The following is a 14,402-nucleotide window of genomic DNA, read 5'->3' as shown; positions in this document are numbered from 1 at the left end:
TGGTCGTTAGTCATCAACAAAGGACAAATGACTAATAACTATAAGGATTCTCTGGTTGAGGAATCTTTTTGAAAGAGGTAGCGGCAATTGTAAGTTGGCGTTTACCTGCCAAATTTTCTGTTACCATTTGTCCTTCGACTTCCAGCCAACTATCAGCAGAGTAACGCTCTTGATTATCTTGTAGTTTGACGGGCAAGCCCACAGGGTAAGCATCTGCGGCACAGCAAGTTAAGACAAATCGTGCTAAAAACAAATATTCTTTTCCTAGATCCGCCGGGTGGATGACAAATCCTTGCACCTTGACTTTTTGACCTGTATATGTATCTGGCTCAGGATAGACATTAACAGTGCGTACCCAGTCTACAAGCGATCGCTCTTCTGGACGAACACTAGCCCGAAAAGCTTGGGGTTTGACGCGTGTGCTTCCCAATAAATCAGCCGTCACACCCCTTTGGAGTGCTTTATCACTCGCAAAAACTTGCGGTGTAATGATAAAACCTAGAATCGCTGTCGTCAATAATAAAGCACTGCCCCAACCAGGGGGAAATAAACTAATATGCGGGGAGTTTGGCGTCACATCACGGGGACGCTGTTGCCAAAGTTCCTGCATCTTGAAAAAACCAATAATGATCAAGCTGATACCAGTCAGGACTACGAACCAAATGTAATTTGGGTGAATCAACAGGTTCAGCTTGTTAGTTAGCCAATATCTCAACATCAAAACGCCCCAAGCTGTAATTGCTATAGCATCCAGCCAAGGGAGTAACAGATTTCGGATTTTAGATTTGGGATTTTTATTATTCATTGGTCATTAGTCACTTGTACTCAGCCTTGTCGTTGGCGCAGCCTCTCATAGAGAAGTATTGGTCGTTAACAATTGGACTTTGGACAAATGACAAATAATTTTTTAAAGGACGTGCAAGTTCAGGAAAAGGGTGAAAACAAATGTTAATTGTGCTGCTAAAGCAAATAAGTAAAAAACAGTTTTGGGTTTAAAAATGGATAACATCAAACCAATGCCTTTGATGTCAATCATTGGCCCAAAGACTAGAAATGCTAACAATGAACCACTGCTAAAGGTTGAGGCAAAAGATAGGGCAAAGAAAGAATCAACTGTAGAACAAATTGACACCACTACTGCTAATATCAACATGACCACAATTGAGGTAATCGGCCCAGCACCCAAACTGAGAATTAATTCACGAGGAGCGAGGATTTGAATAGTAGCAGCGATCGCACTTCCTAAAACCATGATTCCGCCCAGTTCTCGGAATTCTTGGATGCTATTATCCACAACTAGGCGCAGTTTATCTGCAAGCGGTTTATTGGAAGTAGAGTTTGAGGTTGGCGGTATCAAATTAGCATCTATCCGCAGAGGTATACCTGCTTTTCCTCCTAAGATATAAGTCCCAGATTGCAAGATATTCGGTACCATTGCTTCCTGTTCTACTTGGTAAGGTTTACCACGGCGTTTGGTTTCAGGCTGCGCGGGTGGATTAAACTTCATATAACGAGCGATCGCAGGTTGGACTATGGGATTTAAGTCCTTTTGAAAACTGAAAACATATCCGATAATTGTGGCAATTGCTAGCGAAAATACGACTCGTAAGACCACTATTTCTGGCTGATCTCGAAATGCTGTCCAAGTTGACCAAATTACAACTGGGTTAATTGTTGGCGCTCCTAGCAAAAAACCAATTGCGACTGGTGTGGGTACTCCCTGAATCAGGAATCGCCGCGCTACCGGTACATTCCCGCACTCACACACCGGAAATAAAAAGCCGATCATGCTGCCAACTAAAGCACCCAGCAGCGGATTTTTGGGCATTTTTTCTACTAATTTGCGCTCATTAACAAAAAACAGCAGCAAACTGGAGAGTAAAACCCCAAGAAGCAAAAAAGGCATCGCCTCGACTAGCAGACTTAGAAATAGCGTAAAACCATTGTTCAATTGATTCATGAGCGTCGCAGTCAAAAGCGGTTTTGAGTTTTAGGGTTCTGCCTAGTCATTCATTCTATCTAAATGGGGATCAAAAACAGTTCGGGAAAATTAAACATCATTTAAGTAGCAAGTTATCATACCTTGCAAATAACACTCAAGGGCTGTAAACCTTTGCTTCAGCCGAGATAGTGATTTTTACCTGAGTGCATTTACTGACGATGACCATTTCTAAGATTGTCCAAGTTCAGAAATTGTTCCGATTCTAGAGGGCAAATAGCTGCATAGATGATTTTAAATTAGCTATGTTTATACTTACAGTAATTTGCTGGATCAGATATTAGCTCGGCTGTATTTTCATCAAGTATTCACACTTATGCAACATTTGGCGTCGGCGTAGCCCCTTGTAGACATCGCTGTTGGTTGCTAGCATCTTTAATTTTGGCTATTTTTGGCAAAATTTGATCTGAGCTTTGGTTGATTTTTTACTATAACAACTCTAAAAAGGCAAAACCAAATTTTAGCAAATACGGGAAATGCTGATAAGTACGTCGGCAAGAATAAATTAAACTATGTTACGCAATGTAAATTTTTTAGATAACTCTTGTGGGGTGGGCATCTTGCCCGCCCTAATTATGTAATTTAAATGCTGATTAGCTTATTGTGAGGCGATGCCCTTCGACAGGCTCAGGGTAAGACCTACGGCGGTAAACTACGCACTTTTGATCACAAGTCATTCAGTTCGCTATTACTTACGTTTGAGTGGAATCCCCCAAATCTTGATTTTTTGATCAAATCCACCACTGGCAAGAATTTTACCATTTGGACTAAAAGCGATCGCACTTACCCAGTCTGTATGTCCACTCAGTGTATTTATTAACTCCCCTGTAGTTAAATTCCACAGTTTAATCCCATCTCTACCGGCACTAGCAAGGGTTTCTCCATCGGGATTAATGGCGATCGCATTCACCCAGTTATTATGTCCTATGAGGGTGCGGACTAATTCTCCAGTATTAATATTCCACAGTTTTATGGTGCGATCGCGGCTAGCAGTAACTAATGTTTGTCCATCGGGTGTAAAGATGACAGCGCTAACAGCATTAGAATGAGCTACAAATTCACTGATTAATTTACCAGTAGTCAAATTCCACAGCTTGATTACACCCTTATTGTCACCACTAGCCAAGGTCTGTCCATCAGGACTAATCGCTAGGGTATAAATCAAATTATCAAAACTTACGAGAGTACCAAGTGGGCGTTGCTGTAGCAAATCCCACAGACGAATCCCATCCAAACCTCCACTGATGAGAACTTTACTATCAGGAGATACCGCTAAAGATAATACATTACTGGTATGTCCGACAAAAGAGCGGCTAAATTTTAAATTTTTCAGGCTCCAGAGGTTAATCCTATTATCATCACTACAGCTAGCGAGGGTTTGCCCATCTGGGGAAATTAATAAAGATTCTACGGCTGCATTGTGTGCTTTGGTAATATTCCCCAAATTTTTGCCGTTTACTGGATTCCACAGGCGAATTACACCCTCGTTTTCTGCACCTCCACTCACAAGAATTTTGCTATCTGGACTAAAAGCGAGGGATTTAACAGTTCCGTTATGTCCTTTGAGTGTGTAAAGTAGTTGGGCATTATTAGCAAAGCTGTTGCTAGTTTGGGAGTTTGGCGTTATTTCAATGGCAGCATGAGCCTGATGAATGTAAAACCCTTCCCAGGTAGTTACTGGAAGGGCAACAGTTGCGATAAATCCCAGCATAATATACCGCCGCAGAAAATTACCCTCACTACTCACTCTTTTTCCTCACTTTTATATATCCGGTTATCACAATCCATTTTGCAGAGTTATTTAAGTAAGTAGGCGAGAATAAATAAAAGTATGCTAAGTAATGTTAAAAAAAAAGAATTTGGCTCGTAGAGAGGGCTTTAGCTCTCAAAGTGGGGCTAGAGCCGCTTACTACAAACCTTTAATTATTAACGCCGTTCTACTTAATTGACACTCTCAGGGCTAAAGCCACTGAGATTCTTGGTTCAACGAAACCACTTAACGAAGAAGTCCTTGCGTCATCTAGATCAGAGGTGGGATTCTCCCCAAGCGTTAACTTTGGGTATGCCCTACCCTAGTTGCATTGAGTCCAGCAGTGCGTTGGGCGGCGAGCCAAAGATTGTTGCAACTGCCGTGCAAGTCCTGTTTAATTGAAACAATTTGTTTCAAAATTCTGAGTCGTCTAGCCCCTATAAATCTTTTACCTACTGCTAGGAGGAAACTAGAACAATGCAGTAGAACCGCATAGATTTAATTGTCTTCGCGTTAGCGTCTCCCCTTGGGAGAAGGTTCAGAGTCTACGTGTTAGGTAGCAATCGGGTTTTTAAAGTGGTTGATTACCCTTCCACTAACACTATTTTATCGGAAAAAGATTCAATGCGGTTAAAACCGCACGAGTCGCTTGTATCTCAGCACGCTTTGTGACTGAGCTTTACGCCTACCGGGAAACTTGTAATAACTCTGCGCTTTTTAAAGACGTGGTTTTTTCTTAGAAACACTTAACATTGGCAAAGGCGGACTAGAAGAACGAGAGGGCAAATAATGTTGCACTACAGGCTCCTCTGGTAGAGGACGACGCTGTTGGAAACGCCACAATTTAAAGGCTAGCGCTATCCCTGTCGTTCCCAAACCAAAAGCGAACAACGACCACTTATCATTGAATCCGCCAATCAGAGCATCCATAACGCCCATCGTCATCAATACACTGATTAGTGGCTCTTTTCGGTAGGTTGACTTCAAAAAACGAGGTAATAGAGCATTCATCACAGCTTGGTTGGTTCCAGTTCACCTTTGGTGTATATTTATCAAGAATAGCTCACCCATAATTTGCCTTTTTTATCGAAGGCAGACACTAATTATGATTTTCTTTAGTAGGGGAGGAAGTGTAGTCATTAATCGCCTTGCATATAGTAGTTGCAAGTCTATAATATTTCGATCACTAATAGCTATTTCGATTCCTCTCTTGCTTACATTCTAGGGCAATAATTTACGAATAAGCCTAATTAAAGTATCTAGGGCAAAGTACTTCGCTATCAATTGTTAAAGTCAAAACCAACTGGTTGTTCCAGCTGGTTGAAACTCTTTTAACTACTAGCTTACAACTTCTACCTTGTGCTTGTTGGTGGCACTACTTCAGACCTAGCCATGATAGCACCCCTTGATTGCTGACATATTCAATCACCACCGTCAAAGCGAACCCAATCATTGCGGCTCGACCATTCAAGCGTTCAGCATATTCATTAAAGCCAAACTTAGGCTCCTCTAGTTTAGGTGTAATCGTTGGTTGTGGTTGTGTCATTTTTAAGAAACCTTTTTTCGGCAAACGGGAATTGATATCAGACTTCTGGCAGAAGCCTGGGAAAATGGAGATAAGCGGTAAAGTTTAAAAGAATAGACTCGTTCTTTTCTTTTTAACCTTTACCCTACACTTGGTAGCTGATGAGCTGATTGCAGTGCTTGAATGCCAAGATGACTTGAGAAATTCAGCAAAAGCTTCTTAGTAGGGAGCTATACAATCGCTCTTTTAATAAATTGTTACTATTCTTTATATATTGTATAAATACTGGGGTAATAGTCAAGGGTAAGAGTTTGGGGCTACTCAGATTAAATTAACAAACTTAGGACAGAGATTAGCTATCTCTAATACGGAAGTAGCAAGACGGAAGTAGCAAGCTTGAGCTTGGCAGGCTACAGTTAAACAAAAAAATTATCAGAGGCGGTATATGGAAATCGGCGTTCCCAAGGAAAATAAGGATCAAGAGTTTCGGGTAGGGTTAAGTCCTTCGAGTGTGCGCGTGCTACGAGAAAATGGTCATAGCATCTTTGTCCAGACGCAAGCAGGTAATGGTGCTGGATTCTCAGATGACGACTACAGAAGTGCTGGAGCCGAAATTGTCCCCACATCAGAAACGGCTTGGAATCGGGAATTGGTTGTTAAAGTCAAAGAGCCTCTGACATCTGAGTATAAATTTTTGCAGAAAGGGCAGATATTATTTACTTATTTACATTTAGCAGCCGATCGCAAATTGACAGAGCATTTAATTGATTGTGGCACTTGTGCGATCGCCTACGAAACCGTAGAACAACCTGGTGCTAACAAACTACCCTTGCTTACCCCGATGAGCGTGATTGCCGGTCGGCTAGCAGTACAATTTGGGGCAAGATTCCTAGAACGTCAGCAAGGTGGTAGAGGTGTTCTTTTGGGTGGTGTACCTGGAGTCAAACCAGGAAAAGTAGTAATTTTAGGTGGTGGCGTTGTTGGCACAGAAGCAGCTAAAATTGCTGTGGGCGTGGGTGCGATCGTGCAAATTTTAGATGTAAGTGTCGAGCGCTTATCTTACTTAGAAACCCTCTTTGGCTCTAGAGTCGAATTGCTTTACAGCAACTCTGCCCATATTGAAGCCGCAGTCACTGAAGCCGATTTGCTCATTGGTGCAGTGTTAGTACTGGGACGTAGGGCACCAATACTAGTATCGCGCCAATTGGTCAAACAAATGCGTCCTGGTTCTGTAATCGTTGATGTTGCTGTTGACCAAGGCGGTTGCATAGAAACCTTACATCCTACATCCCACACAAATCCGGTATATGTTGAAGAGGGTGTGGTGCATTATGGTGTTCCCAATATGCCAGGAGCAGTACCTTGGACAGCAACCCAGGCACTCAATAATAGTACATTACCTTATGTTGTCCAGTTGGCGAATTTGGGAATTTTGGCACTGGAAGTTAACCCAGCATTAGCTAGGGGTGTGAATGTGCAGAATCATCGCTTAGTACATCCTGCTGTGCAACTGGTATTCCCTGATTTAGTATAAGGTGTGCAAGTATTAGGCGATCGCTTATTTTAATAGAGATAGCGATCGGCAATCAGACTAATTTTCTTGCCAAATGCGCGGATGGGTAGGTGTACAAAATGAGAAGGGGCAAAAAATTGTTCTCCATCTATACAAGACTTTGAGGGCAATGTTACTTTTAAACCATCCGCGCACCTTATGGGAACTATGTTTCAGCGATTTGCATCTTGTGCTAAGAATTGCAATTTCGCAAAATCCCTATTAAGGATTGAAACCTTCAGTGCCACCGTAGGCAGTGGCAAAATCAAAAATTGCAATTTCCCAAAATCCCTATTAGGGATTGAAACGAATCTTTTGGACTAGCTGGGCGAATCTATTTGCCAGTAAAATTGCTGAGGAACTTTTTTTATAGAGTCATGTAGTTTATACTTAAAAAATTGTATCGATTATGGCAATGGAGATTGTCCTTTGATTTCATTCAGTAGCTACAAAGTAACTGCATCTAGGTGGATTACCATATTCGACTCACCATTCTACCCAGATTCTTTAGATGAAGCTAAAATGCTCTACGAGAAAGTTTTGGAGCGTTTCATAGAATTGGTAGACGAAGCAACAAGCTCTGCAAATCTACTCGAAATTACTACAAAAGAGCCTGATCCTTTACGTATTCAACTTCTTAGAGTATTTCGGAGGTATGTTTCTCCAAATACGACAGTAGAAATGACCAAGAAAAAACGTAATATTCCCAGTATAATTAACGATTTTGGTGATAGATTTCGTAGCTTGGAAGAGGTTAGAAGAAATTTGAAAAGTCGTCCTGTACCCGATGAAACTTTGATGGCTCTTCTTTTAGAACAGAGTAAACGGGGGCAAAAAGGCTATGACTTGACAGAAGCGTTTTTCTTATGGTTTGACAGAGTATTTGGTAAAAACTATATAATTCAGGGGCCAGTTCGTGCTGGAAAAGATGTAATGCTTGATAAGGTTTTGGCTAATTGGGAAGCTCAAACTCCAGCAGATATTTTTATATCTCGATTAGATGGAACTCCATTGGTAGTTGGATTTGCTCGTTATGACTCTGATAGAGGAGGTTCTCAAGAAGATGATCGAACTGGTGGGAATCGAGATAAAGCAACTGATATTCTCAAATATGCTGATACCTATAAAGTGGCTTTAAAAGTATTTTATTTGAATGATGGTCCAGGATTACTACTAGGATCTATGTGGAATGATTACGCTCGTGTTGAAAGCTATGGTACTGGCAAAATAATGGTATGCACCCTGAAAATGCTTGATGAGAGATTTACACAAGATTGGCTTGAAAGTTGAGTTTGCTATCCCAATCATCTATTACAGTATCAGAGATAAACTCCAATTCTGGTGTTTCTTCAATATATAAATCTAGACCGCTTCGTAAAATTCGATTTATACCTATTAAGCATTTTTGCTCATATTTAGCAGAGCTATTTCCGTTAATGAAGTCACCCATTACTTCTGTTCCTTTAACTAAACGCTGAACTATTGTAGCTATAGCAAGTTGTGAATTATCAATAGCTATCCATTTTCTACCTAACTCTTCAGCTATAGCAGCAGTAGTTCCACTTCCAGCGAATGCATCTAAAACAATATCTCCCTCATTAGACGATGCTAGAATTATTTGTTTGATCATATCTGGATTTTTTTCTGTTGGATAGCCAGTAATTTTAATATTTTGATTGTGAGCATCCTTGAAATCAAGCCAAATATCTTGGACTGAAATACCCTGACTATTGTCTAAATAAACTTTTCTTCTTGGGTTCCCTGTTGGAGACCAGTAAATCTCTCCGCGTGCATCCATTTCGTCTAAAGTTTCTGGAGTATATTGCCAGTGTTTACCTGGAGGAGGTAGCATTCCTCTCCAGGGTTTACCTGTTGCGCCTTTTCTTACACCTGGTGCATGAACAGGAACTTTCTTATAAACTCTTCCAGTCTCCTTTTCAACATATTGATACTCTTTCTTTGCAGTAGTTTCAGTCCAAGGGTTAAAAGGCTGATTCCATATATAATTATCTGTTTTTGTGTAAAATAAAATGTAGTCAGCGGTGTTCCCGTACTGTTTACGTGTATAGTTTTTTGGGTTACATTTTTTCCTAGTAATCCAATTGCGAAAGTTTTTAGAACCAAAAATTTCATCCATTATAATTTTGACAGCAGAAGCCATCTTGTCATCTAAATGTATATAAATAGAGCCTTCCTCTGATAAAATTTCTCTTAATAAAACCAGTCGTTGACGTAAAAACTCTAAGTATTCCGCACCTTCCATTAGGTCATGGTAAGCATGGTTTCTTTGACGAGATTCAAAACTACTTCCTGTTGCATAGGGGGGGTCAATATAAATTAAACTAACTTTCCCAGCGATAGTATCATCCTTCAAGAACGAACTAAGAACTCTTAAATTTTCTCCATATATTAGTCTGTTTCTTGGATGTTCATCTACACTTATTATCCGGTGTAACTTGGCTACCGGAATTTTTAATATATCTTCTATAGGAATTTTACCTTCATATTCCAGACGAAAAGGAATTACATTTTGTTTTTTACTTTTACCACTATTTCTACTAGGTATTCCTGTTGCCATTTGAGTTAATATTTTTTTCTGCTTGTTTTCTACTGTTATTCTTTTGTAGGAACTCATCTAAGTCTTTTTTTCTGATACGCCAAATTCTTGGGCATACTTTTGTAGCTTTAAGATTATTTGATGATATCAATCTTTGTGCAGTTCTTTGGTAAACACTAAGAAGTTTAACCACTTCAATAGTTGTCAAAAATGAAATATCTTCTTCAGTCTCATGATTGTTATATTCTGCGTCTTGTCACATTTGTCGCTAAATTCGCTAGAGTCGTTATTGTACTACTAATTCTAATACTTTACAAGGGTCAGCAGCAGTACTTGAAACGCTTGTGGTAAAGTACTTTTAACTTTAATACCACAAACGCTATATTTGTATACTTCTATTCAGCGACACCTAATGGGATAGTTAAATTTCAATATCGGCGGCAAAGTTTCTCAAATTTTCCTGTCGCCACTTAGCATCAGCTTTCCGATTTGTCCGCAACTCTAAAACTCGAATTCCTGTAGTTGGAAGTGGGTTTAATCTTTCCTGCAAATGCTGCCAAGAAGTAATCAATTGATGCTGTACATTATAAGTAGCGCACAACTGAGCAAAATCAATATCCTGGGGAGTTCCAAAAAACTCTTCAAATGGTGGATCAAACTTCGCAATGGGTAACATTTCAAAAATCCCACCGCCATTATTGTTGATTAAAACAATCGTGAGATGTCCGACAAATTTATTGCGGATTAAAAAACCATTGGTGTCATGCAACAACGCTAAATCTCCGGTTAACATCACACTACTTTGCTGGCGATGTGCCATTCCTAAAGCTGTGGATAATGTGCCATCAATGCCGTTTGCACCCCGGTTAAAGTGCGATCGCACTCTTAAATTATTCGGTTTCCAGAAATATTCCACATCCCTCACAGGCATACTATTGGAAATAAACAGAGGCGTTCCGGGCGGTAAAATCTCAGAAATTAACCAAGCTGCCTTACTCTCAATGATTTCATCTATTTTCTCCATCGTCTGGTCAACAACTAACCTAACCTTAGCTTCTGCATCACACCATTTCTTTCCATAGTCTGAGGAAAAAGATAAATTTCTCTCCTCTGCCTTTATGTCTTCTACAGATATCCGTAAATGCGTCGTTCTCCCGTGCAAAGGGTCAAGGTTTTGGTCACTCTTGTCAATTACCCAGCGTCGCGGTTGGGTTGCATCTATCCAGTTACGCAGTTCTTTACTTGTAGGCATTTCTCCTACCTGAATCACCATTTCGGGCGCTAACTGCTTTGCTAGTTGCTGATTTCGCAAAATCAGGTCATAAGTGGAAATCAAATAAGGGTTGAGTTCGGCATAATTTCTGACTGGGGAGAGTCCCTCAGCTAGCACAGGCCATTGGAGAGTTTGGGAAAGGTGCGCGATCGCTCTACAATATTCCTGTGGTTGCTGTGGTTGGGCAACACCTGCGATAATAATGCCGCGATCGCATTTCTTCCATTCTTGGGGTATGGGGAGTAGGCTTGCCGTAAGCGTAACTGAATGGGAGTGGGCTTGCCGTGAGCTTGTCCTGAGCGTAGTCGAAGGGCGTAGCCGAAGGGGAGTCGGGAATGGGGTAGTGTTTGTTATTCCTGCGAAAAAGTCTTCTGGTTGAAGCTGAGACTGTAAATAACTCAAGTCAGTTCCATCAGGAAGAGGCGCTAAGGGATCGCGAAAGAGAATATTCAAATGTACTGGCCCCTTTGTAGGAGTTTGCGTTCTTTCCCAGCTATGAATTATCGTTTGTCGCAGATAAGCTAGCATTCCCATATCGGGGGAGGGTAAAGCTAACTCTGTTTGCCAATTTGGGTAGTTTCCATATAATCTCAATTGATCTACAGTTTGCCCAGAGTGACAATCTCGCAATTCTGGCGGTCTATCGGTGGTTAATATCAACAGTGGTACGCGACTATATGAGGCTTCAATGACTGCTGAATAAAAATTTGCTCCTGCTGTACCAGAGGTGCAAACAAGTACCACAGGGCGTCCCGTTGCTTGAGCTTGTCCCAAAGCAAAAAAGGCGGCGGAACGTTCATCGAGAATGGAAATCGCTTCAATCTCAGGTACTTGTTGAGCAAAAGCGATCGCTAAGGGTGTAGAGCGTGAACCAGGACAAATGATCGCACAAGTCAATCCCAGGCGCTTTAGTGTCTCTGTTAAAATATAAGCCCAAAGTTGATTAACATTTTTAAAGGCGATCGGTATCAAATCAGACATAGCTATCAAACAATCTGAAATTTTAGATTTTGTCTAGGGAAATTCAATTTAAAATCCATCTGGGAAATAAAATCTCCAAACAAGCTTGTTCCACTTTCTACAAAATTCACAATTTGCTCCCAAACTCTTATGGACTGCATTCATTTAACGGGAATTCGCGGCTATGGCTACACTGGATATCTACGAGAAGAACAGGTGCTAGGGCAATGGTTTGAGGTGGATGTCAAGTTATGGTTGGATATCTCCACAGCGGCCAATACTGACGCGATCGAAGACACTTTAGATTATCGCAGCGTCATTAGCTTGATACAACATCTGGTCAAAACATCTAAATTTGCTTTGGTGGAGAAATTGGTAGCAACGATCGCAGATTCTATTCTCCAAGAATGCAATCGTGTAACACAAGTTCAAGTCACTCTTAGTAAACCTGCCGCACCTATTCCAGACTTTAGTGGCAAAATTAGCATTGAACTAACTAAAAGTAAGTCCAACCTCTAAATCACAAAACGCGTTTTTTATCAATATCTATAAACCAGCGAAAAGAGGGGGTTGATGTGGTGCGAGGAAGGATGTTACAAAGAGAATCTTTCCTGCCATTGCCCTCATCACCCACTCTTTCTCAAAAAGCGAAAATTTCACCTGAGCTGCTGATGAACATTTAAAAGGATGTTTGTAAAATATCAAGTTGTATAAAGATCCCCCCTAACCCACGTCACGTATTTAGACTTTCCTCCCGAAAAATTATTGTATATTTATATTTGTGAAAATCAGTTTTTAATTTTTGGTAATTACATGAGAATTTATATATGTAATGTTGATGACATGATATTAATTGCCTGCACTAATCATAATTAGCTTTGCCAAGCCAGAAATTATCGGTGCTTAATAACACCTTACTTGATCATTAGTTAATACTTGTATTAAACAAGAACACAGGGTAGTTTGAGATTGTTTATGATTGAGATATTAATCACTTTGAGATTGAGTTGACACTGACAACAAAAATCTGAATCTTAGCAAACAAACACTATATTATAACATGTTCGTCCGCAGAATCCTACTGGTTGAAGATCAAAAAATCCCAGCCTCAAATATTAGAAAAAGTTTACAAAAGCTAGGTTATTCTGTTTTAAAAATAACTAAGTGTGGTAATGAGACAATAAAAAAAGTAGCAGAAACTCATCCACATGTAGTATTAATTGATATCTGCCTAGCTGAGGAAATTGAATGTATGCAGGTAGCAGAGATTATCGAGAATGAGTTACATGTGCCTGTAGTATATCTAACAGAGGGTTCAGAATATAAAACATTGGATCAAAATCATCTAAGTAGTGATTTACATTTTGCGATTCAAATGGCTCTGTACAACCATCAGAGCAAAAAGATATTAGAGGAAGAAAAATACAGGCTGGAGGCAATTATTAACAGTATGGGCTGTGCAGTGATTGTGACATATACAAATGGTTGTATTCAAATGATGAATCCCATAGCAGAATTAATGACTGGTTGGAAGCAAAGTGAAGCGTCTGGTAAAGATTTAGTAGAAGTCGTTAACTTAGTTGACAAAGATGGAGGAGAAACAATTGAAAATTTAGCCATACATGTAATCGAAGCAGGTGAAGTTTTAAATTTACCAGAAAACTCTACACTGATTACCAAAGATGGCAAAGAAATCACGATTGGGGATAATGTTGCACCCATCCGTGATCAAAATGGCAATATTACTGGCGCGGTTTTAGTTTTTCAAGACATCACCAAACGCAAGCAGACAGAAGCGGAACTAATCCGCAATGCGTTTTATGATGGGCTGACAGCATTACCAAATCGTGTTTTATTTTTAGATCGGCTTACACAAGCAATTGAACGTAGCAGACGCAGAAGCGATTATTATTTTGCAGTTTTATTTTTAGATTTAGATGGCTTCAAGGAGATTAACGATCGCTATGGGCATGAAACAGGGGATGATTTTTTAGTTGCGATCGCTAGACGTTTAGAGTTGTGTTTACGCAGTGCCGATACTCTAGCACGATTTGGTGGTGATGAGTTTACTGTTCTGTTAGAGGATATCAAAGATATTACCGACGCCACCAATTTTGCCAAACGTATTCAAAACTCCTTGCGATCGCCACTTAACCTGAATGGACATGAATTATCTACTACAGCCAGCATTGGTATTACTTGGAATTTTAAAAATTATGAAGAGCCTGCAACTTTGGTACGGGATGCTGATATTGCTATGTACCGAGCTAAACGGCAGGGAAAAGCTACTTATGCCATATTTTAGTTAATAATCTGCAAAAATTTCTGTAAGTAAGTCGGCAAGAATAAATCAAACTATAGGAATCATATTTGATTTCTGAAAAAATCTCGGTAGTAATGTTGCAAAAAAATTGTAGGTTGGGGAGCCACTGCATTGCGCGGGTTTCCCGCGTTGTAGCAAGTGGCGTTGGAGGCTTTGCCAAAGCCAACATCCTGATAATCAGTTGGGTTGCGCTCCGCTCCACCCAACCTACGTCTAGGTCTAATGCACTATTTTAGCCTAGAGGGTCCACTACGTGCATTTCAAAAATCAAATACTAGTCCTATATGTGTTTTGCAATGTAAAAATTATTGTTTGCGTAAGTCCTGGTTGATTTATAGCGGTTCTGAACTGGATGGAATATGCTACTCTAGCCACTACTAATGTGTATCCTACACAACTGAGAAGCCCGATAAGTCTGTCATGGAAAAAACCGAAAAACAGAAAATGCTTGCAGGCGAATTAT

Annotated in this window: 12 protein-coding genes; 4 read left to right on the top strand and 8 right to left on the bottom strand. The window is 40.2% G+C overall.

The genetic code is table 11. The features are described from left to right. Window positions 1-31 precede the first annotated feature (31 nt). The 5 genes from ACYTXL_RS15200 to ACYTXL_RS15180 form a co-directional block, all read right to left on the bottom strand. Window positions 32-805, bottom strand: a complete 774-nt coding sequence (locus tag ACYTXL_RS15200; RefSeq protein WP_461925455.1) for a TIGR03943 family putative permease subunit — start codon at window positions 803-805, stop codon at window positions 32-34. A 102-nt stretch (window positions 806-907) separates the two neighbouring features. Beyond that, on the bottom strand, window positions 908-1,960 hold the full coding sequence (locus ACYTXL_RS15195) for a permease (protein WP_461925454.1): 1,053 nt from the start codon (window positions 1,958-1,960) through the stop codon (window positions 908-910). A 727-nt stretch (window positions 1,961-2,687) separates the two neighbouring features. Further along, the gene (locus ACYTXL_RS15190) at window positions 2,688-3,710 is read right to left on the bottom strand and encodes a WD40 repeat domain-containing protein (protein ID WP_461925491.1); all 1,023 of its coding nucleotides are present in this window, start codon (window positions 3,708-3,710) and stop codon (window positions 2,688-2,690) included. Window positions 3,711-4,466: 756 nt separating this feature from the next. After that, on the bottom strand, window positions 4,467-4,760 hold the full coding sequence (locus tag ACYTXL_RS15185) for a hypothetical protein (protein ID WP_461925453.1): 294 nt from the start codon (window positions 4,758-4,760) through the stop codon (window positions 4,467-4,469). A gap of 364 nt (window positions 4,761-5,124) precedes the next feature. After that, a complete protein-coding gene (locus ACYTXL_RS15180) occupies window positions 5,125-5,295 on the bottom strand; it encodes a hypothetical protein (protein WP_292800488.1) in 171 nt (56 codons plus the stop codon). Between the two features lie 424 nt (window positions 5,296-5,719). Between ACYTXL_RS15180 and ald the strand changes: the two genes are divergently transcribed. Together ald and ACYTXL_RS15170 are read left to right on the top strand one after the other, a co-directional pair. Beyond that, the gene (gene ald / locus ACYTXL_RS15175) at window positions 5,720-6,808 is read left to right on the top strand and encodes an alanine dehydrogenase (RefSeq protein WP_461925452.1); all 1,089 of its coding nucleotides are present in this window, start codon (window positions 5,720-5,722) and stop codon (window positions 6,806-6,808) included. Window positions 6,809-7,255: 447 nt separating this feature from the next. Beyond that, complete coding sequence (locus ACYTXL_RS15170; protein ID WP_461925451.1) at window positions 7,256-8,116, top strand: hypothetical protein; 861 nt, start codon at window positions 7,256-7,258, stop codon at window positions 8,114-8,116. Here ACYTXL_RS15170 and ACYTXL_RS15165 read toward each other — a convergent pair. The 3 genes from ACYTXL_RS15165 to menD form a co-directional block, all read right to left on the bottom strand. Further along, window positions 8,091-9,461, bottom strand: a complete 1,371-nt coding sequence (locus ACYTXL_RS15165) for a site-specific DNA-methyltransferase (RefSeq protein ID WP_461925450.1) — start codon at window positions 9,459-9,461, stop codon at window positions 8,091-8,093. The two genes, ACYTXL_RS15170 and ACYTXL_RS15165, sit on opposite strands and share 26 nt — an antisense overlap. Next, window positions 9,385-9,576 (bottom strand): helix-turn-helix domain-containing protein, encoded by a 192-nt coding sequence (locus tag ACYTXL_RS15160; protein WP_461925490.1) that lies wholly within the window; start codon window positions 9,574-9,576, stop codon window positions 9,385-9,387. Before ACYTXL_RS15160 ends, ACYTXL_RS15165 begins: the two co-directional genes overlap by 77 nt. Before the next feature lie 228 nt (window positions 9,577-9,804). Further along, entirely contained in the window at window positions 9,805-11,637 is a 1,833-nt protein-coding gene (gene menD / locus ACYTXL_RS15155) for a 2-succinyl-5-enolpyruvyl-6-hydroxy-3-cyclohexene-1-carboxylic-acid synthase (protein WP_461925449.1), read from the bottom strand. Window positions 11,638-11,766: 129 nt separating this feature from the next. On the opposite strand from menD, the gene folB reads away from it, so the two are divergent. After that, the gene (gene folB / locus ACYTXL_RS15150) at window positions 11,767-12,135 is read left to right on the top strand and encodes a dihydroneopterin aldolase (protein WP_461925448.1); all 369 of its coding nucleotides are present in this window, start codon (window positions 11,767-11,769) and stop codon (window positions 12,133-12,135) included. A gap of 541 nt (window positions 12,136-12,676) precedes the next feature. Further along, window positions 12,677-13,921, top strand: a complete 1,245-nt coding sequence (locus ACYTXL_RS15145) for a diguanylate cyclase domain-containing protein (protein WP_461925447.1) — start codon at window positions 12,677-12,679, stop codon at window positions 13,919-13,921. The last annotated feature ends 481 nt before the right edge of the window (window positions 13,922-14,402 follow it).

The sequence above is a fragment of the Nostoc sp. genome, assembly GCF_054880495.1.
This window is presented reverse-complemented; position numbering and strand designations above follow the sequence as displayed.

Bases quoted from the DNA above. Each gene is read 5' to 3' on its own strand.
- ACYTXL_RS15200 (WP_461925455.1), bottom strand. From the start codon at position 805: ATGAATAATAAAAATCCCAAATCTAAAATCCGAAATCTGTTACTCCCT.
- ACYTXL_RS15195 (WP_461925454.1), bottom strand. From the start codon at position 1,960: ATGAATCAATTGAACAATGGTTTTACGCTATTTCTAAGTCTGCTAGTC.
- ACYTXL_RS15190 (WP_461925491.1), bottom strand. From the start codon at position 3,710: ATGCTGGGATTTATCGCAACTGTTGCCCTTCCAGTAACTACCTGGGAA.
- ACYTXL_RS15185 (WP_461925453.1), bottom strand. From the start codon at position 4,760: ATGAATGCTCTATTACCTCGTTTTTTGAAGTCAACCTACCGAAAAGAG.
- ACYTXL_RS15180 (WP_292800488.1), bottom strand. From the start codon at position 5,295: ATGACACAACCACAACCAACGATTACACCTAAACTAGAGGAGCCTAAG.
- ald (WP_461925452.1), top strand. From the start codon at position 5,720: ATGGAAATCGGCGTTCCCAAGGAAAATAAGGATCAAGAGTTTCGGGTA.
- ACYTXL_RS15165 (WP_461925450.1), bottom strand. From the start codon at position 9,461: ATGAGTTCCTACAAAAGAATAACAGTAGAAAACAAGCAGAAAAAAATA.
- menD (WP_461925449.1), bottom strand. From the start codon at position 11,637: ATGTCTGATTTGATACCGATCGCCTTTAAAAATGTTAATCAACTTTGG.
- folB (WP_461925448.1), top strand. From the start codon at position 11,767: ATGGACTGCATTCATTTAACGGGAATTCGCGGCTATGGCTACACTGGA.
- ACYTXL_RS15145 (WP_461925447.1), top strand. From the start codon at position 12,677: ATGTTCGTCCGCAGAATCCTACTGGTTGAAGATCAAAAAATCCCAGCC.